24 protein-coding genes and 4 pseudogenes are annotated in these 26,571 nt (G+C 58.2%); 16 read left to right on the forward strand and 12 right to left on the reverse strand.

Annotated elements, in window-relative coordinates; translation table 11 throughout:
- Nucleotides 1-343: 343 nt before the first annotated feature.
- The gene (locus ASD63_RS32795) at nt 344-643 is read right to left on the reverse strand and encodes a hypothetical protein (protein ID WP_034803404.1); all 300 of its coding nucleotides are present in this window, start codon (nt 641-643) and stop codon (nt 344-346) included.
- 153 nt (nt 644-796) lie between these two features.
- Here ASD63_RS32795 and ASD63_RS32800 point away from each other — a divergent pair, with 153 nt between their 5' ends.
- The 4 genes from ASD63_RS32800 to ASD63_RS36475 all read left to right on the forward strand — a co-directional run bounded on the left by ASD63_RS32800 (nt 797) and on the right by ASD63_RS36475 (nt 6,063).
- Nucleotides 797-1,357: an NADPH-dependent FMN reductase gene (locus tag ASD63_RS32800; protein ID WP_034803402.1), complete on the forward strand. Its 561-nt coding sequence runs from the start codon at nt 797-799 to the stop codon at nt 1,355-1,357.
- A 982-nt stretch (nt 1,358-2,339) separates the two neighbouring features.
- Nucleotides 2,340-3,566, forward strand: coding sequence for a low temperature requirement protein A (locus tag ASD63_RS32805; protein WP_082573057.1), 1,227 nt, complete (start codon nt 2,340-2,342; stop codon nt 3,564-3,566).
- Between the two features lie 297 nt (nt 3,567-3,863).
- A complete protein-coding gene (locus ASD63_RS32810) occupies nt 3,864-4,736 on the forward strand; it encodes an alpha/beta hydrolase (RefSeq protein WP_060530548.1) in 873 nt (290 codons plus the stop codon).
- 487 nt (nt 4,737-5,223) lie between these two features.
- Nucleotides 5,224-6,063 (forward strand): sigma-70 family RNA polymerase sigma factor, encoded by an 840-nt coding sequence (locus ASD63_RS36475; RefSeq protein ID WP_244495199.1) that lies wholly within the window; start codon nt 5,224-5,226, stop codon nt 6,061-6,063.
- 31 nt (nt 6,064-6,094) lie between these two features.
- Here the strand turns inward: ASD63_RS36475 and ASD63_RS36835 are convergent, their stop codons facing one another.
- The 5 genes and pseudogenes from ASD63_RS36835 to ASD63_RS36485 all read right to left on the reverse strand — a co-directional run.
- Nucleotides 6,095-6,733 carry an HD domain-containing protein gene (locus ASD63_RS36835; protein WP_063894978.1) on the reverse strand — a complete coding sequence of 213 codons (639 nt, stop codon included), beginning with the start codon at nt 6,731-6,733 and terminating at the stop codon, nt 6,095-6,097.
- A gap of 2 nt (nt 6,734-6,735) precedes the next feature.
- Nucleotides 6,736-7,161: a CBS domain-containing protein gene (locus ASD63_RS32830; protein ID WP_060530569.1), complete on the reverse strand. Its 426-nt coding sequence runs from the start codon at nt 7,159-7,161 to the stop codon at nt 6,736-6,738.
- 23 nt (nt 7,162-7,184) lie between these two features.
- Nucleotides 7,185-7,317, reverse strand: a pseudogene (locus ASD63_RS36840) (DUF2934 domain-containing protein); the annotation flags it as partial.
- Between the two features lie 1,298 nt (nt 7,318-8,615).
- Nucleotides 8,616-9,206 carry a DNA-3-methyladenine glycosylase gene (locus ASD63_RS32840; RefSeq protein WP_051659463.1) on the reverse strand — a complete coding sequence of 197 codons (591 nt, stop codon included), beginning with the start codon at nt 9,204-9,206 and terminating at the stop codon, nt 8,616-8,618.
- Between the two features lie 580 nt (nt 9,207-9,786).
- Nucleotides 9,787-9,897, reverse strand: a pseudogene (locus ASD63_RS36485) (DUF2934 domain-containing protein); the annotation flags it as partial.
- A 791-nt stretch (nt 9,898-10,688) separates the two neighbouring features.
- Between ASD63_RS36485 and ASD63_RS32850 the strand changes: the two are divergent.
- Entirely contained in the window at nt 10,689-11,009 is a 321-nt protein-coding gene (locus ASD63_RS32850; RefSeq protein ID WP_060530549.1) for a hypothetical protein, read from the forward strand.
- Nucleotides 11,010-11,805: 796 nt separating this feature from the next.
- Here the strand turns inward: ASD63_RS32850 and ASD63_RS32860 are convergent.
- The 3 genes from ASD63_RS32860 to ASD63_RS34725 form a co-directional block, all read right to left on the reverse strand.
- Nucleotides 11,806-12,423 carry a response regulator gene (locus ASD63_RS32860; RefSeq protein WP_060530551.1) on the reverse strand — a complete coding sequence of 206 codons (618 nt, stop codon included), beginning with the start codon at nt 12,421-12,423 and terminating at the stop codon, nt 11,806-11,808.
- A gap of 30 nt (nt 12,424-12,453) precedes the next feature.
- Nucleotides 12,454-12,654 (reverse strand): hypothetical protein, encoded by a 201-nt coding sequence (locus ASD63_RS32865; RefSeq protein ID WP_060530552.1) that lies wholly within the window; start codon nt 12,652-12,654, stop codon nt 12,454-12,456.
- 198 nt (nt 12,655-12,852) lie between these two features.
- Nucleotides 12,853-13,074 carry a BON domain-containing protein gene (locus ASD63_RS34725; RefSeq protein WP_082573059.1) on the reverse strand — a complete coding sequence of 74 codons (222 nt, stop codon included), beginning with the start codon at nt 13,072-13,074 and terminating at the stop codon, nt 12,853-12,855.
- A gap of 265 nt (nt 13,075-13,339) precedes the next feature.
- On the opposite strand from ASD63_RS34725, the gene ASD63_RS32870 reads away from it, so the two are divergent.
- The 4 genes from ASD63_RS32870 to ASD63_RS32880 all read left to right on the forward strand — a co-directional run bounded on the left by ASD63_RS32870 (nt 13,340) and on the right by ASD63_RS32880 (nt 15,832).
- A complete protein-coding gene (locus ASD63_RS32870; protein ID WP_060530570.1) occupies nt 13,340-13,582 on the forward strand; it encodes a hypothetical protein in 243 nt (80 codons plus the stop codon).
- 79 nt (nt 13,583-13,661) lie between these two features.
- A complete protein-coding gene (locus ASD63_RS34730; protein ID WP_034798754.1) occupies nt 13,662-13,817 on the forward strand; it encodes a DUF3309 family protein in 156 nt (51 codons plus the stop codon).
- On the forward strand, nt 13,818-14,852 hold the full coding sequence (locus ASD63_RS32875) for a DNA topoisomerase IB (RefSeq protein WP_060530553.1): 1,035 nt from the start codon (nt 13,818-13,820) through the stop codon (nt 14,850-14,852). It begins immediately after the preceding gene.
- A gap of 767 nt (nt 14,853-15,619) precedes the next feature.
- Entirely contained in the window at nt 15,620-15,832 is a 213-nt protein-coding gene (locus ASD63_RS32880) for a hypothetical protein (RefSeq protein WP_060516716.1), read from the forward strand.
- 241 nt (nt 15,833-16,073) lie between these two features.
- Here the strand turns inward: ASD63_RS32880 and ASD63_RS32885 are convergent, their stop codons facing one another.
- The gene (locus ASD63_RS32885; protein ID WP_034798750.1) at nt 16,074-16,565 is read right to left on the reverse strand and encodes a ferritin-like domain-containing protein; all 492 of its coding nucleotides are present in this window, start codon (nt 16,563-16,565) and stop codon (nt 16,074-16,076) included.
- Between the two features lie 455 nt (nt 16,566-17,020).
- Here ASD63_RS32885 and ASD63_RS34735 point away from each other — a divergent pair, with 455 nt between their 5' ends.
- Nucleotides 17,021-17,194, forward strand: a complete 174-nt coding sequence (locus ASD63_RS34735) for a DUF1328 domain-containing protein (protein ID WP_034798746.1) — start codon at nt 17,021-17,023, stop codon at nt 17,192-17,194.
- A gap of 226 nt (nt 17,195-17,420) precedes the next feature.
- Here the strand turns inward: ASD63_RS34735 and ASD63_RS36490 are convergent, their stop codons facing one another.
- Complete coding sequence (locus ASD63_RS36490) at nt 17,421-17,612, reverse strand: hypothetical protein (protein WP_082573060.1); 192 nt, start codon at nt 17,610-17,612, stop codon at nt 17,421-17,423.
- 490 nt (nt 17,613-18,102) lie between these two features.
- Between ASD63_RS36490 and ASD63_RS32890 the strand changes: the two genes are divergently transcribed.
- The 3 genes from ASD63_RS32890 (at nt 18,103) to ASD63_RS32895 (ending at nt 21,925) form a co-directional block, all read left to right on the forward strand.
- Nucleotides 18,103-20,049, forward strand: a complete 1,947-nt coding sequence (locus tag ASD63_RS32890) for an ATP-binding cassette domain-containing protein (RefSeq protein ID WP_244495303.1) — start codon at nt 18,103-18,105, stop codon at nt 20,047-20,049.
- A gap of 120 nt (nt 20,050-20,169) precedes the next feature.
- Nucleotides 20,170-20,430 carry a DUF982 domain-containing protein gene (locus tag ASD63_RS34745; protein ID WP_082573061.1) on the forward strand — a complete coding sequence of 87 codons (261 nt, stop codon included), beginning with the start codon at nt 20,170-20,172 and terminating at the stop codon, nt 20,428-20,430.
- A gap of 493 nt (nt 20,431-20,923) precedes the next feature.
- Nucleotides 20,924-21,925, forward strand: coding sequence for a DUF4105 domain-containing protein (locus ASD63_RS32895; RefSeq protein ID WP_034798802.1), 1,002 nt, complete (start codon nt 20,924-20,926; stop codon nt 21,923-21,925).
- A 286-nt stretch (nt 21,926-22,211) separates the two neighbouring features.
- Here the strand turns inward: ASD63_RS32895 and ASD63_RS36495 are convergent.
- A pseudogene (locus ASD63_RS36495) lies at nt 22,212-22,292 on the reverse strand (DUF1127 domain-containing protein); the annotation flags it as partial.
- 456 nt (nt 22,293-22,748) lie between these two features.
- Here ASD63_RS36495 and ASD63_RS32900 point away from each other — a divergent pair.
- The 3 genes and pseudogenes from ASD63_RS32900 (at nt 22,749) to ASD63_RS32915 (ending at nt 26,457) form a co-directional block, all read left to right on the forward strand.
- On the forward strand, nt 22,749-23,495 hold the full coding sequence (locus ASD63_RS32900) for a GntR family transcriptional regulator (RefSeq protein ID WP_034798725.1): 747 nt from the start codon (nt 22,749-22,751) through the stop codon (nt 23,493-23,495).
- Nucleotides 23,496-23,564: 69 nt separating this feature from the next.
- A pseudogene (locus ASD63_RS36845) lies at nt 23,565-25,126 on the forward strand (putative N-acetylmannosamine-6-phosphate 2-epimerase).
- Entirely contained in the window at nt 25,123-26,457 is a 1,335-nt protein-coding gene (locus ASD63_RS32915; protein ID WP_060530556.1) for an extracellular solute-binding protein, read from the forward strand. Before ASD63_RS36845 ends, ASD63_RS32915 begins: the two are co-directional and overlap by 4 nt.
- Nucleotides 26,458-26,571: the final 114 nt, after the last annotated feature.

Here is a 26,571-nt window from a genome sequence, read left to right on the forward strand (position 1 = left end):
TACGACCCGTTCTGTGGCACGTGGCCGAGGCAGGCCCCAGACTAAAATCGCTTCAAGAACTAGGGCATGGCCACGATTGCGACAAGGCAATCGCGTTCTGTTTTTGGAGATGAGAGTGAAGGGCACGGCGCTCGAACATCCAAGGCTGAAAAACGGCTTTCAGCGAAACGGCCGCGCAGGCATGGGAAAATTCCTATGATCGAGCGGTTCTATTGATGCACCCCGCAAGCGATCCAGGATCTCTCCGGATCGTGTGTAAGATGGCTCCCTCCTTGAGGACCGTCTTTTTTCAGCCACGTCTTTTCGAGTGCGCTGCACCGTCGCAGAGAGCAGGTGGGCACAGTTATCGTCGCCTCAAGAACGCGCTCCAGATATAACCTGCAACACCCGCGGTGATCAGAACCGGCGTGAGATGACGTCTGATACCGCTTTCTACCGTTTCTAAAACAACGGTCGCCTCGAGCGCCGCCAGTCTGGAAGTCCCGTCCGCTATGGCGATGAGGCGCTCGCGAAGCCGGGCCACGTCGGCCCGCAACACATCAAGCTGCTCTCTTTGCGTCGCCAGGCGTGGTGTCTTGAGAACCTTTGGCAGCGGGTCGTCACTCAACGACAAAATATCGCGTTCGCGCGGCTCGTCACTCATTGTTTGGTCCTCCTACGCCCGGTTTTTCTCAACGAGGAAAGGCCGCCCGTTGTTCCCTCGTTTTACCTTCCTCAGCGTTGACAATGTGCTTTTGAAAGCGGCGCCGGGTCCACGATGGCTTGCTGGCTGCGGAATTTTCACTATCCTTGAGGAATGAGGATACTAGGAATTTCAGGAAGTACGCGTCGGCTTTCCACCAATTCGGCCTTGTTGAGGGCTTTCCAATCCCTCGCTCCAGCCGATATCACCATTGAAGTCTTTGATAACATTGGTGAGCTGCCGATCTTTTCTCCCGATCTGGAGGGCGCAAACGCCCCAGAAAGCGTCATCCGCTTCGTCGAGAAAATTTCGGCAAGTGATGGGCTAATCATCTCCAGCCCCGAGTATGTTCGCACCATTCCCGGAGGCCTCAAGAACGCCATCGACTGGCTTGTCTCGGGGGAGGCCGTAATCGCAAAACCGATAGCCCTCATCCACGCTTCGCACCGAGGCGACGACATGCTCGCAGCGCTGCGCACCGTCCTTTTGACATTAAGCTCAAATTTCTCCGAGACGATTTTCTTCCGGCTTCCCGTTATGAAGGAGACGCCAGACGCAATCATGGAAAAGCTCATGGACCCCGCTCATCGTCCGGCGGGGGAGAAATTCCTCAAGGATTTTGCATCGTTTTGCCGAAGCCAGAACGGGGACGTCCCTGACGTGATCGCTATTTGACCAGCGGCGAGACGGACCACAACCCAGAGCGCTGTGGCTCCGTATTTCGAAAGTCGCATAAAGGCTATTGTTCCTGCGAAATATCCTGCCCCAAACACTTCCCCGGCGCAGCTGAACGTGGCAAAACGCGCCCTTCCCGCCTCCCATACCAGTAGCGGCCACTTCCCGATCAAGCACCAATTCAGATGAGCCGATTTCTCAGCCCACAGGTTAATGCCTGTCAAGCTACTCATCTGCACTCAAGGGATTTCATCGCGATATCCTCATTAGCCACAGGGTTTAGCCCGGATGGGCAAATAGAGTTCCGGCAAGCGGTGTGATAGCGAGCACCAGTCGTCTTCGGACGGGGAGGAGACGGCCAGAGGCCTGGCGCTCCAATCATAGCGACAGGCCTCGCCTGGGGATCCTTTGGCTAGTTTCCACGAGGACGCAAACGTTTTACGTCCTCGACAGGAAAAGAGACGACCATTCCCAAGCGGCATGATCCCGACAGGGGAGCAAAATGGGCTATGATTGGAACGGCACGCGGGTACGTTGGATGAAGGCTTTGCGACTTGGGACCGTGGTCGCGTTGGCGGCTGTGTTGATATCGGTAGCAACTCAGGTTGTATCCAACGCGCTCTAACCTGCAGACCGAGGCCTTCCGTGCATATGCGTTGTATCGCGGTGACTGTAATGTGGGCGCGTGAAGATCGTTGACCCTGCTCAGCGCTTAGACAACCCAGAGTACCGCTTTGCGCCTTCTAGTTCGGATCCCGCATGAAATGGAGTGTGTGGACGGCTCTCGAGGGGCGGTTTCTGTCGAAGTGGGCATCATCAACGCCCCGCTTTGCAAGCGAGCGGCCCCTTCGAACAGGGGGAATAGTTGTAAACAATCGTGCTCCTCTCCAATCCCTTCAGAGGCCTTCTCCTCATCGAGTGGGATATTGCTGGAACTCCGTCCCGCTCTACCTCTTTCTCCATCTCGGGCGGAGGAACAATAATGCACCCAGCGTCGCGACATCGAGCGGCAGAACCGACAGAGGCCAAGGGGGCGGCAACTGGAAAGCAATGGATAAGGAAGGCCGACGCCGACCAGACCAGAGCAAGCTTTCCCGAACTGTTCTTCGATCTCGTTTTTGTGTTCGCTTTGGTCCAGCTCGCAAAGACACTTGCTAGCGACTTCGGCCCCACAGCCCTTGTCGAGGCGGCGCTGCTCATTCTTGCGATCTGGTGGATCTGGATTCACTCGACCTGGGTTACAAACCTTCTCGATACCGAGCAAGATCCAGTACGGCTGATGCTCTTTCTCCTGATGTTTGGGGGTATCCTGCTGGCTATCGCCTTGCCGGACGCGTTTGGAGACCATGGATTTGCATTTGCGGTGATCTACTGCGCCATTCAGATAGGGCGTTCCTTTTTCATGCTCTACGCCTATCATCGCGTCGATGCGGCCTCTTTCCTGACGTTCCTGCGGATTACCCTCTGGCTAGTCCTTGCAAGCGCCTTCTGGCTTGTGGGTTCTCAAATGGAGACGACTCCGCGAATTGCATTTTGGAGTACCGCTCTTCTCGTCGAATATCTGGCTCCGGCCCTGCGGTACTATCTTCCTGGCCTGGGGAAATCAGCGCCCGAGACGTTGGACGTTTCTGGCAAGCATATGGCAGAACGTTGTGCGCTGTTCGTAATCATCTGCCTCGGTGAAACGATCCTGACGACCGGCCGCAACGCCGCAGAGCACATGGCGGACGACATGACCTTCGCTGTCTTCTGCAGCGCGTTTTTAAGCACCGGTTTCATGTGGTGGATCTACTTCCATCACGGCCAGGAAAAAGCCGCCAACAAAGCGGAGGCTACGTCGAAACCCGAGACATTGGCGCTCAATCTCTTCACATACGGCCACCTGCCAATTGTTTCTGGCGTCATCCTGACGGCAGTAGGAGAGGACTTCAGCCTGTCCCATGCCAAAGATGAAACCACGATGCAAACCGCTCTGGCGATACTCGGAGGCCCGGCGCTTTTTTTGGCTGGCAACATCTGGATAAAGTTGGCCGCGGCGCACCAGTTCCCGATTTCGCACATTGTCGGGTTCGCGATCCTTGCCCTTGCTGGAGTGCTTTCTGCGCTTGCCGCCAATTATCATCTCCAGTTTCTGGCGACAGCGACCCTCTTTGGCGTTGCCATTTGGGAGTATCTGGCATTGCGTCGTGCTTCGGCTTCGACGGCATAACCGTAGCGCGAAGACGGCCGGCATAGCCGATAATCGAGACTAGGAAGGCGCGCCGGCGTCAGCAACATTAGGGCGCGGATCATCTGTCGCTTCAAGATATATGTGCACGATATTGAAATTAAATGCGCTTTCGCCCTTGCGGCAACCTTCGGGTATCCAGCATATTCGCTCGCCGGTTCCCCGAAAGGGAACAACCGGCGATGGTACCAGTTATCTCCCGGTCACGAGCGGCTGCGCTTGTTGGTGATCGGTCGATGCCCTTCGAAAGCAGTCAGCTCATCCTGCGGAGGATTTGCTATGGACACGCTGGTACGGCATCGGCGGATCATGGTTGCCGGCATTGAGGTCTTCTATCGGGAAGCTGGACGACAAGATGCTCCGGTTATCTTGCTCCCGCACGGATATCCGTGTTCATCCTACGAGTTTCGCAATCTAATGCCACGGCTTTCCGACCGCTGGCACCTGATCGCTCCGGATTTCCCCGGTGCGGGCTACAGCGGGACGCCGGAGGATTTCGACTACAGCTTCGACGGCTACGCAGCCTTTCTGAGCAGCTTCATCGACGCGCTTAAGATCGATCGCTTCGTTCTTTATCTGCACGATTTCGGATCGCCGATCGGAATTCGCATGGCCATTCTACGGCCGGCATCCGTCGTCGGGCTCATCATTCAGAACGGCGACATCCCCTATGAAGATGCCTTGGGCCCCAAATATGCAGACATTGAAAAGGCCTGGGCGCTTCCGTTGCCGGAAATGAAACGCACGTTGGCCGAGGCGGTGACCGAGGAGATTTTCCGGGAAGAGTTCCTGAACGACTTGAAGCCTGATCTCGCAGAGGCCATTCCTCCCGACCTATGGAAACTGCATTGGTCGCTCATGACACCAAAGCGGAAGGAAATCGCCGTCAACCTGATCGCAGGTTTGAAGGAGAACCGGTCATGGTTTCCGCAACACCGCAGATATCTGGCGGACCATAAGCCCCCTGCCCTCATCGTCTGGGGACCCAACGACCACTACATGCCGGAGAAATCTGCCCGAGCATATCTCCGCGACTTGCCGGACGCCGAACTTCATTTCATCGATGGCGGGCATTGGCTCCTGGAGACCCACCTGGATCAGGTAGCGCTGCTTATCCGTGATTTTCTCGCGCGGATTCACAATCGGCGGTAACCTGCCGGCCAGCTTCGACAATCGCGCTTTTACGGCGCCGTGCGTTCCAACAAACGCTCAAAGGATGAGAGGCTGCGCGACTGCCCAGACGTCGGCTGGAACAAGCTGTCCACCTGGCAGTTAAACGGCTTGGAGCCACATCGACCTACAATGGACGTTTAAGGTTAGTGATGCAGCTGCATCGACGTATGCCCGACGCGCTGCGTCCGGCATCCTGGACACCCTCGCGATCCAGTATCACCGGCTTGTTCCAAAGCCGGTCAACCTCCAAATCCATCATCCCGAATGCCTCCTTGGTGGTCACCGGCGCATCAGACTGCTCTGGGACCGACGACCGCGAACAGGTTGAAGAAATGAAGCTTGGCTATTCCGATCTAGTCCGATCGCCGGCGCGTAGTTCGGCACGGCTGACAATGGTCCTCAGCTCCTCGCTAAGAGCATTTTGGGAGGCGAACGCCATTCCCGGCACGACACCTGGATCTTCCTCGTGGCCTTGGATGACAAGGTCATCGCGAAGGTGTTCCATCAATTTGTGCCAGTAATCCGGATCGCCTGCCGCGATCGTCATAAGCGCGGTCAGGATCTTGCGGTGGGCCATCAGTTGCATTTCAAGCGCTTCCATCGGGAACCTCGCTTTCCGTTCGAGCAGCCTTCAAGATCTTCGTGCAGGCACATCCACGACACGAAACAAAAACAAGCGCAGGGGGCGTTGGTTCCCGGCCGGCGCTGCCTTAAAGCCCAAGGGAACTTAATTGTCGGCCACGCATTGACTAACATTGAAATCCGGCAACCCCGAAAGGCAGCTACAATGCCTTCTATTCCAGTTCTCGACGATCAGACGCGGCCGCTTGAGACGCAGGTGGTCGATTTGATCCCGGCCTTGCGCGCATTTGCGCGAACCTTTGTCAGTTCAAGCTTCGAGGCTGACGATCTCCTGCAGGAAACGCTGTTTCGCGCGTTGCGCGGTATCGATGGTTTTCAACCTGGAACAAATCTCAAATCCTGGCTTTTCACAATCATGCACAACGCGTTTCGCACGCAGTACAAGCTGCGTAAGCGCGAGGCGCCGGGTGCCGTCAACTGCGCCGACCTTCCAATTCCCATTCCGGCCCCGCAGGATTGGTGCGTGTTGAATGGCGAGTTGCGTACCGCCCTCGAGGGGCTAGCACCCGACCACAGGGAAGTACTGGTACTCGTTGCCGGATACGGCCTCAGCTACAAGGAGGCAGCTGATATGTGCGATTGTGCGATCGGCACCATCAAGAGCAGGCTCAGCCGTGCGCGCGACGAACTTGCCTATCGCATGAATGGTGTTCCCCTCGAGTGATCGAGCCTTGCGCCCCGCTGACGACCATCTTTCAGAACCGGAGAACAAGATAGATCAAAGCGGCCGCTGCCATTCCCAAAAGCAAAGCGAGTCGTTTTGCAACGCGATCGGCGGCTTCGCGGCGGATCTCGCCAGCCTCACCCCGAGCTGATGACGCGGCGATCTTTCGGTCGGCGGACTCACTTTCCGCCCGATGACCGTCGTACGCTGCCGCAGCGTCGAGCAGAACCAGTCTTCGCCTATACTGCGTCCCATCCTTGCCTTGCCTTTCCACTTGGGAGAGATTGTCCAAAAGGTCGGCGCGTTTTACGACAGCTGCAAGCGCGTTTGACGCAGCGCGGATCGTTAAGGCATCCTTAGTTTCCCCGGTGCGGTGCGTCAGGCTTTCAACGGCGGCCACCACCTCCGGGGAAAAGCCAGAATCAAGCAGTCGCTCCGATGTCCAGCCAGGCGCCTTTTCGACAACGTCATGAAGAAACGCAACACTCTTGGCTTTGTCGCCGTCAACGGCCTCGGCCACCCGTTGGCAGTGGCGGATATAGGGTTCTCCAGCCTTGTCTAATTGGCCCGCGTGCGCGTGAAGGGCGACTTCTCTCGCCCACACACGCTCCTCGGATGCAGAGAGAACGGGAGGGCGCCACGAGGGGCGCTGTTCGCGGACGCCGGCCATCGCTACTGAGTCCGGTTATGTAGCCCATCGGGGCTCGTCACGCTCCGCAAGCCTATCCCGGCAAGGGAAGGGTCCCGTCGCGCTGCGTCAGCCAGCGAAACGATGCCGACAAGCCGCTTGTTGCGGTCAACGAACGGCAGGTGCCGGTTCTGCGCGTCGCCCATGTTGGGCGCAACATGGGACACCTCCTGGTCATCGAAGCAGTATTTGACGCCGGCCGTCATGATCTCGGCCACGCGCGCACGATCGTCACGCCCGTCACCCACACAACGCTCTGCGAAAGCCCGATAGGTTATCATCCCAACCAACCGATCGTTGTCGCCAACGGGAAGAAGGCCGATACCGCTCTCGGCCCCTTCCAGTGCGATGGTGGTATCCTCGGGGCTCGCAACGCACACATCCTTGGTCATAATGTCAGCTACTCGCATGGGTCTACTCCGCTCGATGACGGTCATTGATAGGCCGTCCGGCCCTCTGGTTCCGTCTGTTCCGCCGCTCGGTCGTGCGAGCGCTCTCTCGTCGGTACATCACCCTCCGGCCGTCCCTCGTTCGCCCAGATTTCATAGGCACGCCGGCGAATGAGTTCTTCAGGCTTTGACCCACGGCCAACCGGTCAACCGCGTATTTGTTCCAGGTGGGGACTATCGGACCGTTACCGGAACAATCAGAGCCGCGACGTTTCGCTGTGCAACCCGTTGGGCAGTTAAGAAAGAGAGCGGAGGTTTTGATGACTGTTGCTATTGCTAGTCATAAGATTGGAATTGCATCCGGACGCTGCGAGGTCAATCTGCGCCAGCGGCAGGTCGATCTACGCGACAATTACAAATATTCGCTCCCGGAAACGCCATCGCCAAGGTAAGCGGGGGGCCGGAGTCGAGGAAACGGGCCGCGAGACTTCGTTCGCCGAGGCATCCAGATCCAGGACGCTGTCAGCGACCGCCTCACCGATGCCACCTAGATCGACGCCTCTGAGATCGGCAGCGTGTCCGGCGTAACTTTGGTTCAGAACGATCGGCGCATCACCCGGCACGTCCGCGAGGTGTCGGGACGGCCGGGAGGCGCTCATTGCTATGTAGAACGCAATGCTCAGCAGGTACTGCGGTATATCTGCCCATAGATCAGCCCCTGATGGATTGCCCCCATTCTTCTTTCAGCGTCCTCGAGCGAATAGGCCTCGAGCGTCAACGCCCAAAGTCGGTCGTCCATCCAGTACTCCACTCCGTAAAGATACATCGGCCGGCCAAGGCTATCATGTGAGGCACAGTCCGGGTCAGGAGCATCTCGTGTGGCACGTGCGGATTGGAGATCGATAATCACTGGTAAAATCCTCTTTCGACCCGCCTAAAACGATCTGCCGGGGCGACCTGCGCGGCGTTTATCAAGATCAAACCGGCCGGGGGTCTGATGGTTCCGACATTTCCCACGTGCCGGCTCTCATATCGCCTAATTGACCGAGCCACTCCTAAGGGTCGCAAGCTCAAGTTGGACCCAGAAGCGTTGCCAAGCAGCTGAAGAGAGGCGTCGTTTGTTTGGTCGAGCTTTAAACGCCGTCCTTCGAGACGGTCACCTAGTATCCAAGATCGATTGCGCCGAGCATCGTCGCCATTACGAAAACGTCCGGCTCGCCTCCTGTAACAACAACCGTTCCGACACTTCCAAGCCCGAGTGTTCTTTCCAACCTCCCCGTGATCCCGGGCGAATAGGTGCACTTGTCGAGAATGCGAGCGGGCGGAATCAGGATTTGCAGGTTGGGGCGCATATCAAATCGCTTCAGTCGTTCTCGAGGATCATCGGGATGGCTAAATCTGGAAAGGAGACATCGAACAAATCTTCCAGCATTTATGACGAGAAGCTCTACGCCCCCGCAAAATCCCGGCCAGTTCTAAACTGGAACGGGATCGGGAAACGGGTGGCTCAAAAAGGCAGAGCCTTGCGCTCCGAACCGCCACCGCACGTCGGCAGCCCTCGTGACCCCAATACGAGGGCCTCGGCAGACATCCGTTTCGCCCTCCCCAACAGTGAGATAAAAAGGGGCCGCAAAGAGCGATCGTCCGTCAAGATGGCGGGTCACTCCGAGAGCTTGGCAAAGGCGTCCCGGCCCCGCGCACAAGACGGTTTCCCTGGCTGTCCCGCGCCTGATCCGCATCGTTCCAAGGCCCGTTTGCGGCTCGATCGCTCGGAGCAATACCGCGCTTGCGTCCTCGCAGACGAAGTTGAGGCACCAATGCAAACCGTAAGACCGGTAGACGTAAGCGGTGCCGGCGGGGCCGAACATCGCGTTGTTCCGGGCAGTTTTTCCAACGTAACTATGAGAGGCGGGATCCTCCCGCCCGTAAGCTTCCGTTTCCACGATCTTGCCGCCGATCCCATTTACTTCCAGAATGACGCCAATCAAAGCCTCCGCGACGGAAACGGCATCGCGCCCAAAAAATGCTGGAGTGATCCTTTCCAGTTGGTTGGGGTCGTGTCGCATGTTTACTCGCTAATCTTTTGGACTGCTTCAAGGCGTGGCATTGTCGAAGGCGGCGTTCGGCTGGTGCCAGAACCGTCTCGATACTCGAATACGTAGGCCGTGGGGCCCTCATTGCCGGCCACAGCGGCAGGAGCGACTGCACCCATTGCTTCGGGCATCGGATTCATTCAGCGCCGTAGCGAAAGAGGCGGTTTGGACAGCAGCGCCTTGGCATGGGCGATAAGCGGCTTCGTCATCCAGGCCCATTCGATTTGGCCACGTCGGGTGATGGAATCACCGCCTCTTTTCCCGTGTGTACCTCACGCACAGGAAACTTCGATGCTAATGATCTGCACGAAGATCAACCTGCATTGCCTAGGAGTCCTAGGAAACAAGCGCCTGCTCTTTCGATCGCTCTTCCCAATGCGCCGACACCGCTTCGATACTCAGGTCCTTTCCCAGTCAGGTCGTAGGAAGAACACTACTCCGCGTCCTCCGACGGCCGCCCGGCTTCCCCGCGCGGCGCGGTGGATGGAGCAACAATGGTGCCAGTTTGATCATCCCCGGTTTGACTGTTGGGAGGCAGACGCTCATGTTCCGCAATCTCCCTACTTGCTTGCTCCCAATGCCGGCGCTCCTGGCCCTCGGGGCGCCCCTCACGCTCCCAAATCTCGTAAGCGCGTCGCCGGATGAGTTCGTCTTTATCGTTCATGTTCAAGTACCTCCCTGCAGCCGTTGATCACTGAACCGAATACCGTCGCGTTTGTTCCAGCGCAGGCACAAGGTTGCTAGGAATTCATCGGGCACCGCCTCAGACGAGGCGCCCGGGCATCCTTATCCAATATGTAATCGGGGGGCTGAAGGGGGTTTCGATGACCTTGACAGAGCCAGAGTTCCTAGGCCGTAATTTTTCGAGAATGCGGTATACTGGCTGAGCGAGTTCGGCTTCGATGGCTGCGGCTCGATGCCGTCCAGGCTTGGGGCGTGGACGTAGCCGGGGAGATCATACTCGATGGCGACTGGACGAAGCGCGCGCCCGTATCCTCCCACCACGGCGCAGTGCCCCCAACGTCAGTAACATCCCCGGGTGAGGCAATAGGCGGGGTCAAATCTTCATTTCGCTTGACACCTCTCGTCGTTGGAGACGAGGAGCGCAGGCGTGATGTGATCCCTTATCGACTGCCGCACAGGCCGACCAGGTTTTCATTCAGTTGGAACGACGATTTTCCTTACGCCATCCATAAGATCGCAACCGGCGAAACCGGCGGTCACTACCGGCCCGATGCTGAGGCGCCGTCGCGCAAACTGACCGCCCTATGGCATTTTTCGCGCATTTCCGGGTCCTGGTTACGATACACCCGTCTCTTCTGAGGATCCGCGGTCGGAGATGGCGGAGCACGAACGTGCCCGCCTCATCGACGATCTCGTGCTTATGCCGAGGGCGGTTAAGGACAGCCGGCTGGAAAACCAGCATCCATATCCCGCGCTAAAGAAGGGAATCTGGTGGCTCGAAATGCACTTCTTGGAGGCAATATTTTTCTGCTCATCTTGTTTTTCGTCGCAGGCACTCTCGTGCAGCGGGCGATGGGACAGGACACGATTACCCGAATGAAGCTCTGCTCGCTCAAACCTCCGCAGCACCATATCGCTCCCAGCATACAGCGGACCGGCCGCTCGTTTCTGCCGCCATTGGGAACCTTTGGCGACGGCAGCGATTGGATATTCGTTGTCCCGGCCTGGCGGGTCGAAGGGATGATGACCTTCGAGCCGAGGACGGCATTGACGGAAATGGCAATGGAGAAACGCGATGGCCGAGCAGCTTGATGAACGAGGCGAACCCGAGAGAACGACCCACGGCGCTAACCGGACGAGGTTCTCGGCGCGGGAAACCCGTCAGGCGGGAATGGGTGTCCGTGTTTTCCTGGTGCTTGCCGCAAGTCTTTTCCTGGCGCTGCTCGCATGGGGATTTGTAGAATGGAGCCAGCCCGACGCCAGTCAAACAGGATCGGTAGAGCCCTCACACCAGGCTCCGATGGAAAAGCCGCGGAGCACTGAACAACTTCCGAGCACCGAGAGCCCGCAAGGCACGGTTCCGACAGACCGCACCCCCACCCGGCAGTCAGGCTCGGGCGCGCCAAGGGAGAATTAACCCCAAACGATGCCAACAGGTAAATGGGACGAGGCCGCGCGGTTCCGCTCATAGTTGGATAGCCTTGAAGTGTCTGCGCCCCGGCCCGGGAGGGGGCCGGGCGAATCTTGCGGTTGCGGCGGAGGACGCGGACGTTGTGCCGGATAAGGTCATCGCGTCGTTGGATGCGGTCAAAGTCCTTCGAAGCTATGACGCGGTATTCGCCGTCAAGCTCGATCGAACGCGCAACTTCTCGGAACCAAGCACAGTGCACCTTGTTCTCCTCATGAAACGAGGAGCAAGGACATGAATCCTCACCGCCGCGGTCCGGGCGAGCGATTGCCGCCTGTACCACCGCCGAACGAGGGGCCGCGCCCGATCAGGGAGCCCGACTCCGAAGATATGCCGGATGAGAAGAGAACGCCAAATCCGGACGAGGTCCGGGAACCGCCCATTCACACCCATCACGGCTTTCGCACCGCGTCAAATGTCTTAATTCAGTCCATACGGGCTCTCGTCATGGATGGCCGCCAATAAATCGTGCAACCAGGCATCGAGGCCCTGAGACCTGCGCCTTGTCCCGGCTAGCGCGATAGCGCGCTCAAGCGTACGCTCAACGAGCAGGTCGGCGGCCTCGGGAGGCGCTCCGGCCATCAGGAGCCGCGCCCTGTAGCGCAGCCCCGGTATAAGTTCACAGATCGATTGATCGGTTAGTCCGACATATAGCGGCGCCAAGTTTGACAGATTTTGGAGGTGTTGCTCAAAGACAGCATTTACGAGATCCGACGCGCCTGCACACTTGCTTAACCGTGCGGCCGACCGGAACCGTTCGGGCACGCTCATGTCGTCGTAACCACTAAAAAAGACCACGGGTACCGATCTGAGCGCGAGTTCGTCCGCCACGGGAAAGATCAGCTCGCCATTGAGGTTGATATCCAGAACAGCAACTTGAACGTCGAAAGCCTGAGCAAGGCTCTTCAACGTTTCTTTTACTGTGGGCGTCGGGCCAATTATTGTCGCACCGGCCTTTTCGAGCCAAAGTGCGATATCATTTGCGACAAAAAATTCGTCCTCAGCAACTAACACCCGCAATTGCTGCAGGTCCGGCATCACAAGCCATCCTTTTGCATTCTGACCACCTCAGTGTTTCCGGCGCGAGGGCGTGCTGATCGATTTCGTCGCCTGCCGCTTGTCCAGGGCTCGTTGCAGCCTAATGGCAAGGATCAGCAATCGATCCGGTACGTCATCAACTGGCACCTCATCGCTCTCGACCGGTCGGGACGCCACACCGCCTACCAGCAACTCCTCGTTTTCATCCTCGGCTTTTTTTCCCGGTGCCATCGTCTCAAACCTTGGTTATCCGAATGCCGCTCTTTCGGTCGTCCTCGCCGCCTATGGCGGCGCTTAAGAAGGATACGCTGTCGACAGCGAGAAGCCAAGCTTCCAAGCCCCAGGACATCCTGCCCTGGCAAATGAGTCACGAAAAGTCAGCGAGCGTACCGGGCATCCGATGAATCCGAACGCCGCTCGCCGCTGTGGTCAGGGGCGCTCGAACGAATGCGGCTGTGCGACCTTATCAGGTGGGTTGCCGAGGGGCACGGTCACCGTCTTTGTCGTTGAGCGGACCCGTAAGTTGTTCTGAACGTGGGGAACTCCGGAGAACAATTCGGCACAATCTTCAGCCCGGTGTTTGGCCTGCCTGCTCGTTACTTCCCACGCAAGCGTCACCTCGCCGCTAGCAACCGCTACGTCGGAAGACATCGAGTCCCGACGGTCGCCGTAGCGGCATCCAATTGCTTCCTCGCGTTCATCCTCCTTGTCTAGCAGCTCTTCCGAGAGCTCCCACCTTCAAGACGCTGAAGCAGGTGCTCATGACGCCAGGACTTTAAAGCCGCTGCTGTGACCTCTCGCGTCGAAGAGACATCGTCACCGACCTTTGGCGTCAGGCGGTATGCAGCCGCTCCGGGAGCGCATTGGAACCAAATGCTCTAAAACGGGTTTGAGGGAACAACTAGGAGAGCTGATCATGAAGAGAACCGTCATGGCGAGCTTGCTGGCGAGCCTGTCTTTCGGCGGCGGCGCAGTTGCGCAAACTGCAACAGTCATCGTACCGGGCGAAGCTCAAACCTACCTACTTGAGCAGAGCAGCCCTTCGGACGTGTATCAAGGCGACATCGCTGTAGCCACCCGTCTGCCTGATACCGTCGAAATCCAAACGTTTCCTGATCAGCCGGACAATGGATATGTCGTTCAAACGACCAAGGGGTGATGATCAATCAGCCCCCGCTCGGCAGGTACGGGAGCAAACCGACGAAAACGACTTTATCGCTGTGTAAGGAGACCGCAAAATGCTTGGAACCGTACTTCTAGTCATTCTCATCCTGCTGCTCATCGGCGCTTTTCCGGCCTGGCCCCATTCATCCGGCTGGGGTTACGGTCCGTCTGGCGTTCTGGGTGTGGTGGTGGTCGTTCTTGTGATCCTCCTTCTGATGGGACGGATCTGATTGAGCCGGCGGGAAAGTCCGCAGGTAGGCGATGGCGCCGACCTCATCTACGTCTCCGACACTGAACCGGGTTACACCCGGTTTCGTTCCTCAAGCGGCTTTGTCTATCGGCGTCCGAACGGTGAACAGCTAAAAGATTCCCGCGTTCTTGCCCGTATCCAAGCGCTTGGCTTGCCCCCAGCGTACGAGAACGTCTGGATCTGCATGCAGGCAAACGGTCATCTGCAGGCGACAGGTTATGATGCGCGTGGTCGAAAGCAATATCGATATCACCAAGCATGGCAGGAGATGCGAAGCAACGCCAAATACAGCCAGCTTCCAGCTTTTGCTAAAACGCTCCCCCGCCTGCGACGCCGGATCCGCAAGCATATGGAGGGGCCTGTGGACGACCCTTTCACCGTACTTGCTGCTCTTGCGGCGCTGCTCGACCACGCGCCCCTTCGCATCGGAAACTCGACATACGTGAAGGAGAACGGGAGCTATGGCGCCGCAACGCTTCTCAAGCGCCACCTCAAGATTACCGACGATAGCATCGAGCTCAACTTCAAGGGCAAGGGCGGGAAACGTATCCGAAGACGGCTGAGAAATCCGCGACTGCAACGCTTACTTGAGGGAATCGCCGAACTCCCGGGCCGCCAGCTCTTCGTATCCGTGGGGCAAGATGGAAAACCCGAGCCAATCGAGTCGGGGCGCTTTAACCGCTATCTCGCAGAGATCAGCGGGGCGCCAATTTCGGCCAAAACGTTCAGAACTTGGGCTGGGAGCGTTGCCGCATATTCTGCCGCTCGCCAAGCATTCGCTCAGGGTCGACGCCCGACGATCAAAGAAATGTGCAACGCGGCGGCAGAGGCGCTGCACAACACGCCGGCCGTTTGCCGTAAGAGCTACGTGCATCCGGCAGTCCTCGCTCTTGCGCAAGCCGAGCAGAAAATCCCGCGGGTAAGGCCAAACGCAAAAGCCGTACCCGGACTTCGCGCCGACGAAATGCAGTTCCTGCGCTTTCTTAATTGGCTCGCCCGGCACGCACAGGGTTAGGGCTGTCCATTGTGCCTAAGTCTGCGGATAATAGCAGCATCCTCAGATTTCCAAAGCTCGCCGCAGAGTGTGGTCGATCAGCTTCTGCACCAGAAAGCCCATTTTGCGGTACCCTCTGTTCGCGATACCGGTGAGTGCATCTTCTTGGCTCGCAATATCGCAAGCCGCGGCAGTACCTCCCCCTCTTCTGCTGCACCTTCGGACCGCCGTCAGCCAACGCCGGTTTGTCGGCTAGGCTACCCCAGTCGCGACCTTCGAGGCCAGTGAGGATGCTCTCGATCAATTTCGCTCAACGACGACAATATCCGGACTGCGTGCGTGCTAACGTCGACGACGACGAGGCGACGAAACTTCGCTGCCAACCGCCCTTTCGGTAGATGGTTCCTAATTCGGGGAAGCCGCGGCGCAAATCGCTGGAACGAAACTGTGGTTTGTATGTTCGGCTGGCCGAGGAGTGCACGGAGATGCGCATGGACACGTCGGCGCGAGATGTCAGCCGCACAACACACCGGATTCCGATGCAGACGGCGTCGTCTGGCCGGAGAAACCGTTTGGCTCGGTCAAAGCTGATGACTGAGTGAGCTCGGCTTTAGATCGACGGCATCACAGTCGGCCAACGAATGCTCAGCGCTTGTAACCGGAAAACGCAAGAAGCGTGTCCGCCTACAATCTCATCGGGCAAGGTTCACCCAATGCACGGACCGCGCCGACGGAAGGTAGATGGGATCTCGGCTCGCCGGCACCTCTTCGATAAAGGAGGTTGAAAAATGCCCATGCTATTACGTTTTCTCATCTGGCATTTGTCGTCTGGATTTGCACTGGGAGCCCTCACCGCACTGGTAATCGCCGTTAGCTTCCCGCACGCGCTCGGTCATGATCGTGCGATCGAGCCCGTTGCTCTTTTCCTTCAGATATATGCCTTCGGGGCGTCGTTTGCTCTCGGCAGCCTCGGCACCGCGCTCATGGGAAAGATCGATTGATTTCGTGGCGCCGAGCCGAGTATCGTCGCGTTTAGCGACGCCCAGTCCTGGTTCGAGTATTTTCCGAACCGGCGATTGTAGTTTCGACGCTGATGCTTGTGTTGCAGTGGATATTCTTGCGCCATCGCGGCTCGCCCAAAACAAAGAAGGTCGACGCGGCAAACCATCAGATCACAAAAGACTAGCTGTTACGCGGGTGGGGGCGAAGGGCGCATCGGCCCTCCGCCTAGTATATCGTAAGTTAAGCTGCAGCCTTAATATTTGCAGCGGACAAAGCCAACTTGCTCAAAGCCTTGTCAGTCGCACCCTCTTCCTGAAGGGTCTGATCGAGCAAGGCGACGGCGGCGTCCAACCCAAGCTGCTTGGCCCAGGTCTTCAGGGTACCATATCTCGCAATCTCATAGTGTTCGACCGCCTGGGCCGCAGATATCAGCCCGGCGTCAAGGGCCGGACTTCCTTTGAACTCCTCGATGATTTCTTCGCCTTCGGCAATCAGGCCTTGAATAGCTTCACAGGTTTTACCCTGTGCGCGCTTGCCGATGATCTCGAAGACCTGTTGCAAACGCTCCACGTGGCCTTCCGTTTCATCGCGATGCTTTTCGAAAGCGGCCTTGCTATCAGGGGATTGCGCAGCCCGCGCCATTTTAGGCAGTGCCTTTAGTATCTGCCGTTCGGCGTAGTAAATGTCCTTCAACGTTTCGTGAAACAGCATGTCTAAAGTCTTCTCCGGCATGGCAACCTCCTTCGCCTTGGTGGGGAGCGGTTCTAACACCGTCCGGCTTCAAAGGTTCCGCAGTGGAACAAAATGCACGAGTCGCTCTTTGAGGGGTTTACGCAAACCTCAAAGCCGGGTGATCCGCCAAACAAAGGATACGTCGGCGATCACGGGGACCAAGTCGAAGGAGAAGTCGTCGCGGCAGTTCGCATGGCTCTTCGCGCGATAGAGGAGCGCATAACACTCTGCGAAAAATGGCTGACGATGCGCGCGGCAGTGACCGTACTGCCGCCGCGAGAGCCAGTAAATCGGCGGGCGGAAGAGAGAGCAGGGATGCCGCGGCTTTGCGGCATGGATTGGACCAGGAGTTTGCACCGATCCGGCGTGATCACAACTTAAAGGCGCCTGGAACAATACTCACGGCTGCGGGTTCAATGCCCAGATGATTCGTTTCGGCCGTCGGGGAGAAACATATGCTAAAGTGGGCTATTATATTTTTTGTAATCTCGGTCGTAGCAGGCTTGCTTGGCTTCTCGGGTGTTTCTGCAGCAAGTGCTGGTATAGCGAAGATCCTCTTTTACGTCGCTCTGGCGATATTCGTGCTGTTTCTCGTCCTTGCCTTCATGGCAGGAAGCATTGCCTTCTAGCGCGAAGGTTCTGCGCCGAGGACGGCGCAGACCTTGCCCTGAGACCTGAAGATTGCGAATTTGGCTGTTACTCGGCGCGATCCGGCTATTTTTCGTCAAAGCCCACGGAGTATCATGGCCCGGCGCCTGACGATGGCCTATCCTTGGACCCGTCACGCAGTTGTTTTGCGCTTGCAACGCCGCTGCTTTTCCGTCCGCCTGCGAAGGAGCGCATTTGCCCTTCGCTTCATTTTTTTGTCTTCAACGCATCGGACGGACGCTCCGGTTCTCGGTTGTTTTCGCCCACAGCGTCGCGATCGGAATCTGGTCCGTCTTTCGCTGGGAGATACCCCCGAGGTCTGCTCTCGTCAGGGCCTTCCCGACGAGGAGACTGGTCGGTGGTGCCCGGCGCACCGTTTTTCGGTTTGTCAATGCTCATATGCAACTCCTCTCCTCCCACCCAACCAGAAAGCGGCGCACAGGTTCCGTGCCACGGCCTCCCGTGGGACAAATCAGGTTTCACGACGAGAAGCGCGGTCTCCCCGCCTCAACAGAAACTGCGCCCGCTTGCCGGACACTTTCGAAAAAACCGCTGCGCTGAAGTGAAGGACCGATTCCCGCAGGGAAGCCTCTGTAACTCGTCCAGCATCCTCAGTTGATAATCTGAACGACACTACGAGTGCCAGTGTCCAGCACCGCGCGGTTGCCGACTACGACGTAGCGATACTTGATGTCTGGCCTCCGATGTTGAACTCACGTTCCGGCGTCGCCGCTTAGCTATTGGCCCTACGGCGAGTAGGCTGCCGGCCTTAAGATCCTCCTGATCACCAGTCGCGACCAAATCGCTTGCAAGGACCCTGCTTTTCGTCGGCCATCAGATCATCAGCATTTGACAAGTCCCATCCTTACTCCAATTCAGGAAGATGAGCTTGAGTGAAGTCGTGCGCGGCAAGGCGCATCGGGCAACAGCACGGGTTAAACGGTTCTTCGGCGAGAAACGGCGGCGCCCAAGCAGCCCCGTATCCTCGATGCGTAGCTTCTGGGGGCTGTTGCTCGCTTACTGGCTCTCTAATCGCTGGAGAGACGCTTGGGGCCTGACCATTCTCATCCTGCTGCTTACCGGATTGTCGGCTCAGGCAAGCGTATGGTTCGCGCTGACCTCAGGCGAATTGGTCAATCGGATCGCGAATTTCCACCACCCTACGGTACCGACAACGCCTGCGTCGCTTCTAAAGACCGCAGCGACGCTTGCTGCGATCGCGATCACAAGGGACGCGGGGTTTACTGCGGTCCGTCACTTCCTTTCGACCAGCCTACACCGAAAATGGCGCCAGTGGTTGGATGAACGCTTCAATCAGGCACTTCTCGATTCCAGTCACACCCACTTCCACTTGCAACAAAATGGCTTTGGTGGAGCGGGTGAAGGGAACACGTCATCGCCGGACAACATCGATCAGCGGGTGCAGGAAGCAATAAAGGGCATGACCGGCGGTGCAATCGGTCTGGGCATCGGCATCGCCGGGGTGGTGCTATCGCTCGCGTTCGTTGGCGGTAAGCTGATCGAAACGTCGAGCCCGATCCGAGGGCTTGACGTTCTTGGGGGCTACGGCAGCGCCTTCCTGACGCTGCTGGCGATTGCGATCTACGTGCCCCTCAACACATTCATTGCGGCCAAGCTGGGAGGTATCCTTCAGGGGCTGTCTATCCGCATTCAATCGGCGGAAGGCAGTTATCGCAGCGAACTCAACCAGTTCTTGCGCCGCAGTTTTCACGTTGCGGTTATCAGAGGGGAGCCCGCGCAAAAGGCGCTCAATGTGCGCCGGTATCAAGATATTGACCACACATGGGCGAGGCTCAATCGGATTACTGCCGGCTATATGGGCTTTGAGCTGGTGCATAGTTTCATCGGCTCACGCATCGTGGCCTACGCGCCGGGCCTGCTTCCCTATGTCGACAAGACCATCAGCCTACAAGACTATGTCACCGGTGCCGAACTAGCGACGGCCCTCATCAACGATTGCTCATGGTTTATTCATGCGATGCCTGACATCGCGACACTGCGGGCGGACGCGCGGCGCATAACAGAGCTTGCGGAAGCGATAGAAACGGTGCAGCGACCACAAGACTACTATGCTCAAAGTGGACCCGCCGCGTTTGAATATACCATAGCGGAAGCCGTAGAAGGCGGCTTGACCATCCATTCGGTCGAGCTCCTCCATACTGGTGAGGACGAGCCCTTTTTGACCGCCATCGAACTCAATTTCGCTCCGGGCGAGTGGACTTTGGTGATGGGTGAATCGGGGAGTGGAAAGACCTCACTTCTCAAGGCGATAAACGGTCTTTGGCCGCACGGTCGGGGCAAGATCACGTTGCCGGACGGTTTGCGAACTCTCTTTGCGGCCCAGGAGGTCAAACTACAGGGCGTTTGCCTGAAGGATCTCGTCTGTCTTCCGGATGACGCCCGTGAGCATAAGGACGCTGCGGTTTCCACGGCGCTTGAAGAAGCGGGGCTCCATGAAATTTCTGGGGAGCTCTTTGATGAAGGACGCGAGGGGCAGCAGTGGGACAAGCTGTTGTCCGGGGGTGAAAAGCAGAAGCTTGTTCTTGCGAAAGTCCTGTTGCTGAAGCCGGGTTTGCTCTTCCTTGACGAGGCAACAAGCGCTCTTGATGGGCAGGCGGTGCAAGCGTTTTATCAAGCGATCAAAGAGATTTGCCCGGAGGCGACGGTTATTGCCATTATGCACGATACCTCCTCGATCCAATCGGAGGGCGGAATTGATTTCTTCGATAGCGTGCTGGTGATTGAAGGAGGCATTGCTGAAAAGATGTCTATTTCGGCGTGGCGTTCTGCGCAGACGAACGCCCCACTTCGGTGATGCGGCAAGGCGTCGGCGGCACGTGACCATCGTGGCGAACCCGTGTCTCTCAACTACCAAAGCGATGGTTGGAACAATGCTTCCCGCTAGACGTTCTGTGCCGAACCGGAGTCAACGCAAATGCAAACCATCATTTGGGATAATCCTGTCAGGATTGGCGTGAATGGCGAGCGGTGTATCCACGGACCACACGATGCCCTGCAATATCTGAATGAGTTGCCCCAGGGCGGATGGTTCTATGAACGCGCAAGGAATCGCTGCCATGGCGCATTAGAGCGCGGCGAAGCGCTGGATCTGTCACGGAAAGCCTTCATTGGCGCAGCGATTGAAGGTTCATTCCCGATCCTCGAGGACGACGTTCCTGCTATTCGAGAACCCTAATCACGGGTGACGGCGATTTTGCCCCTCGCCATCGACGCTAGCTCTTCCCATCCCTCGCGCGCAATTGACCTGAGGTCATTGACCACCTGAACATCGCGAACTGACCGATGAGTGCTTTGCCTGGCGGCAAACAACGGTCGCGCGAAGATGCCGAGCCAGTATACGGTTGGTGGCAGTTGACGATTTCCGGAGGTTTTCCCGTCAATAATTGACGGTTCCCTCCTCACCCCGGCTGCAACGCGCTCGTGCGGAATGTAACCGTTACGTTCTTCAGTAGTACGATATATTCGACATAATGCTGACGAAGAGCGAACCTGGGGAAATACTGTGTGGTTTAAGCGGCTCTTGAAATGGGCCAATCGAGAATGTGACGAAAGGAGTCAAACATGAGCAAGCGGCAGCCCAAACAAAGCGGCTGGCAAACTACGCGGGACCTGGAGTGTTGAGGAATCCAGGTTGGAACAAGCAAAGGAGTGGCTGGAGTCGCTGGGCTCTGGTTGTTCTGACTGTTCCGCCGGCGATTCTGCTAGCCGTGGCAGCCGCATGGGCCTCGCTTGCATTGTGGTATCGTCTTCCCGTTTCCGAATTCACAAGAGGTTTTATCGCCGGGCTCTTTGCACTTGTCGGGCTTTTGACGGTCGCCGCGCTGTTTGGCCGCTGGCGTCTCAAAGCTCTCCTGGTATTTGCAGTTGCGTTCGCAGTTGTCTTGATTTGGTGGAGGACGATCAAACCCGTCGAAGACGGTTCGTGGGCACCTGATGTTGCACGACAGGTTACAGGCGAATTTCACGGCGACCTGCTAACACTAACCAATGTTCGCAACTTCGAATGGCACAGCAGCACGGAATTCGTCGAACGGTGGACCACGCGGACCTACGATATGAGGAAGCTCCGAACAGTCGACCTGTTCATGTCCTATTGGGCGGGGCCAGAGATTGCCCATGTAATATTCAGCTTTGGATTTGAAGGCGGCGAGCAGCTCCCGTGGTCGGTCGAAGTCCGTCGGCGGGTTGGCGGCGCGTTCTCGCCGCTCGCAGATTTGTTCAAGAGCAATCCTTTGGTGATCATCGCAGCCGACGAACGGGACGTGGTGGGCGTCCGGTCAAATTTCCGCAGCGAGGATGTTCAAATCTATCGCCTGAAGGCGTCACCTGACCAGGCGCGTGCGCTTCTGCGCGAGTATGTTACAGACGCCAACGCTCTTGCCACAACGCCGCTCTTCTACAACTCGCTTACGACCAACTGCACGACGACGGTTGTCAAGATGATGCGCGTTGTAGGAGACTCGATCCCGTTCGACTGGCGTCTCATCGTCAACGGGTATCTTCCCGACTACGCTTATGATCGGGGGGCGGTCGATACGTCAGTGTCGCTCGCAGAACTCAGAAATGCCAGTCATATCGGCCAACGTGCTCGGGACGACGGGTTGTCGCCAAATTTCTCAAAGGCAATAAGACTCGGCGTGCCTTCGCCAGTGCCGCAGGGCTCGCCTTGAAGACGGCGAACGGTCATCAGGGAGCTCATCAGCAATCCGCAACAGCCTGTTTCATTCTTCGCTACGTGCGCATGTCAGTCTTCTGATGGAGTTTCTTCCCCGAGCCAACTGGGCGTGAGCCTTGCCCCGCCTTCCCCGGCGGGGTTTTCTTTTGGACGATTTTGCGGGGCGCGCCAGCCTGGAACATATGGTGTTCCCTACGCCCCAACAAACTCCATGACCTCAAAAGCAAAAGCGCCCGCAGGAGATGCAGGCGCTTGGCAATTCTTCAGTCTTTAAGATCGCCTTAGCGGGCGAAGGCCGTACGTGCGACGCGGTCGATGTCGGCGCGTTCGATGCCGAGGTCGCGAAGTTCGCGGTTCGACAATGGGCTTTCGAAGCCTGGCTGCCAGTCCGTGGCGCCTCGTTTCGCTTCGATGAACACCTTATAGCTCAGGCTTTCCGTAAGTTGCAGCGCTGAAAACTCAGCGCTCCCATGTGGGAAATGCATAGGCGGTCGCCAGCCGACGGTTCAGCTGCGATGGCCATGAACCATCATGAGAGCTGTGCGTTACATGTCAGATCGTGAGGTAAAGAACATGGCGCGAACTTTTAGAAGCCAAAGCCACCGGGCGAACCTACTCCATCTTGCACTCGCGGTGCTCGCAATGCTGTTCATCGCAGCGATAGTGGCACTGCTTTAGGCTCGTGCAGGACGCCATTTGCCGCCACGTATCGGCGCCACACATTGGCCCGGCATGTGTCGCTGAGGCCGATTACGACAATACCAGTTTAAAACCTATGAAAAATTTTGCATAAGGGGTCATCCGGAAAGGTGATCCCCATGAACGATCAGACAACGCTCGAGTTTCTTGCCAGCCAAATGTCGGGCGACAGCGGCGAGCCGCTCTATCGCCGCCTTGAAGAGGCGATCAAACAGGCCATCAGCGCCTCGACGCTCCGCCGCGGTTCGGTCATCCCCAGCGAGCGGGACTTGAGCGAGGGCCTTTCGATTTCGCGCGTGACGGTGCGCAAGGCGATCGAAGGGCTCGTCGCTGATGGCCTGCTTGACCGCCGCCAGGGGGCAAAGACCGTTGTTTCATCACGTGTCGAGAAATCCCTGGCCACGATGACGAGCTTCTCCGAAGATATGCGCTCGCGCGGGCTGGAACCCGGTTGCACCTGGATCTCACGTGAAATCAGCCGCCCGTCACCCGCTGAAATGATGGCGCTTGGCATTCCGGCGGGAGAAAAAATCGTACGCCTTAGACGATTGAGGACGGCCAACGACACGCCGATCGCGATCGAAACGGCATCGCTTCCCGCCCGCTTTGTGCCGGATCCGGACGCCATCGGCGCGTCCTTGTACGAATATCTCGCAGCCCACGGCGCTTTGCCTGTCCGGGCACTGCAGCGCATGCAGGCAAAGCCTGCAAGCGATGAAGAGCGACGCCTGCTCGCAACGCCCGAAGACACGAGCCTGCTCGTCATGGAGCGGCGCTGTTTCCTGGCCGATGGGCAAATTGTCGAATTCACCCAGACCAAGTACCGGGGTGACGTCTACGACTTCGTTATCGAGCTGATGAGGTAATACCAGTATAATTCCTGTTGCAATCTGGTCTTACACTGTTACCGTGAGGCCTCCATTGGGAGAGCCTGCGTGACCTTCGACATCCATAGCCTCAAGCACGGTCTGATCGTTTCTTGCCAACCGGTGAAAGGCGGCGTCATGGACAATGCCGCCATGGTTGTCGGTTTCGCCTTGGCCGCGCTCGACGGCGGCGCAACCGCCCTTCGCATCGAATCTGCAGACTATGTTCGCGCCGTGCGCCAGGCGACCGATCGGCCAATTATCGGCCTCGTCAAACGCGACCTGGAGACATCGCCGATCCGCATCACCCCCTTTGTCGAGGACGTCGATGCTCTGGCGGCAGCCGGCGCCGATATCATCGCCTATGATGCCACTGCTCGCGAACGGCCGGTTGCGACCAGGACGCTGATCGAGCGCATTCACGCCGGCGGCAAGATCGCCATGGCGGATTGCTCTGTTTTCGCCGACGCCGAGCGCGCGCTTGCCGAAGGTGCCGAGATCGTCGGCTCAACCCTTGCTGGCTACACCGGACCGGTCGAGCCGAGCGAGCCGGACTTCGCGCTCATCGCCGCCATGCGCGGCCTCACCCCTCACGTGGTTGCCGAAGGCTGTGTGCGCACGCCCGAACAGGCCGCTCAGGCGCTGCAGGCGGGGGCCTTCACTGTCGTCGTCGGTTCCGCGATCACGCGTCCCGAACATGTGACGGCGTGGTTCCGGCAGGCGCTCGATCAAACGCTTGCCGGAAGCGAGGCTTGATCATGACTGAGCCCCGGACCGTTCTTTCGATCGATGTCGGCGGCACGAAGATGCTGGCTGCCCTTATCCGGGGAACAGAGATCGTTGACACGCACCGGATGCCGACGCCCCGCCAAGGCGACCCGACCCAGTGGCTCGCCGCACTCTTCGGTGCGATCGCGTCCTGGCGCGGTGCGTACGGCTCGGTCGGCGCCGCGGTCACTGGCATTGTCGATAACGGCCAATGGTCAGCGCTCAACCGCAACACACTCGCCATACCTGATCGGTTTCCGCTGACAGCGACGATCGAACGACTGGCTGACGTGCCGGTACTGGCTGCAAACGACGCCCATGCGGCCGCCTGGGGTGAATACGCCTTTGGCGCAGGCAACCGCGAAGACATGGTCTTCCTGACGATCTCCACCGGCATCGGCGGCGGCATCGTCCTGAACGGGCGTCTGCTCGAGGGCCTCGCCGGACACTTCGGCCAATCGCGTAGTGCCGAATGGGCTGATGATGTGCTCGAAGATCGCGTGTCCGGCCACTGGATCGCCAGGGAGGCATCCCCCCACCAATCCGGCGCCACCGCGCGCGACGTCTTTGCCGCGGCCCGAAATGCCGATGACTGGGCCAGGCGCATCATCGAAACATCCGCGGGGCGAACCGCGCTGCTCTGCCGCAACATCCAGCTCACGTTGGACCCGAAACGCATCGTCATCGGCGGCAGCATCGGCCTGGCCGAAGGCTATCTCGCCGCCGTCGAACGCGCACTGGAACCGGTGCCGCCACGCCTTCGACCAGCGCTACACGCCGCCGCCCTTGGGGAGAATGCAGGGGTGATCGGCGTTGCTAATCTTGCAGAGTGTCAACAAAACTTGAGGGAGAACCAAAAATGACATTTGCGACAACGAAAAGACGTGCGCTGCTCGCCGCAGCGGGTATTGCGAGCCTGCTGGCGGCCACGCCGGCCCTTGCGGAAGTAACGGTGCTCGGCTGGCCGGGCGGCCCGGAAGAAACGGCACTGCGGGCTGCCGCCGACGCCTACAACGCCAAGTCAGACGTTGCCGAGAACGACAAGGTCGAACTTCTGTTCTTCAACCGAGACGGCTTCTGGGACAAGCTGCAGGCCGATCTCGCCGCTGGCTCGAAGGCCTTCGACCTCAACCTGCTCGCTACCTATTCGATCGGCCGTTACGCGCCGTTCATGGAGCCGGTCGAACTTTCGGGCGAAGCCAAGGCGGTCTATGGCGATTCCGTACTGTCGACCATGCAGTACCAGGGCAAGCAATATGGCGTGCCAACCGATCTCTCGCTTCACTTCATGTATTTCCGCAAGGACCTGATCGAGGCCCTGCTGAAAGATGACGCCGGCAAGGCGAAATATGCCGAGATCTCGGAGAAGTATCTCGGCAAGAAGCTGGAGCCCAAGATCCCGGACGAGTGGACCTGGGACGATTACGCCGCCACCGCGCTCTACTTCACTCAGGCGGTCAACCCGGACAGCCCGACCCGCTACGGCACGGTGCTGCAGCTCAAGAACCTTCTCTTCAACATCATGGTCTGGCAGTCGGTACCACGCGCCTATGGTGCGAACTGGATGGACGACAGCGGCAAGATCACCGTGAACTCCGATGCCTATCGAAAGGGCCTCGAGATCTACAAGCTGCTCTACGACAATGGCGCATCACCGAAGGACTCACTGTCTTACGAATTTGCCGAGGCGAATGCCGCCTTTGCGTCTGGCCAAGTGGCCGCAATGCTGCAATGGAATGCGGCAGCCGGCGACCTGACGAGCAAGGAGAAATCCCCTGCTGTGGCAGACGTGACCGAAACGGTCGCACCACCTGCAGGTCCTCAAGGGCGCTTCACCCATATCCACGGCCTCGGTTTCGGCCTCAACAAGAATGCCGAAAACAAGGAGGGTGCGGCCAAGTTCGTGAAGTGGCTGTCTTCCAAGGAAGCCGCGCTGATCTACGCCAAAAACAACGGCGCACCAGCCCTGACGCCGGAAGTGGTCGTCGAGGTCGCCGATTCCCGGCCTGATCTCGTCAAGCTCGGCGAATTCGCCGGCAAGTACGGTTACGTCATGAACGGTGCTACGTCAGCCAAGGCGCTGTCGGTCTACGAACTGCAGGCCAAGGAGTTCACCGGCTACTGGTCCGGCCAGCAATCGATCGAGGATGCGCTCGCTAACACCGAAAAGGGCATGGCAGACCTGCTGAAGTAAGTGAAAGGGTTGCGGCGTCCTCCAGGAGGCCGCAGCCCTCAACGACAAGCGGGTACCGGGGAATCTTTCTCCACCCCACTTGCCAGTGCTCCGCACGGGATCCAGGTGCGCCGC

This window comes from Ensifer sp. Root558 (assembly GCF_001427045.1).
In the GTDB taxonomy this organism is placed as follows: Bacteria; Pseudomonadota; Alphaproteobacteria; order Rhizobiales; family Rhizobiaceae; genus Ensifer; species Ensifer adhaerens.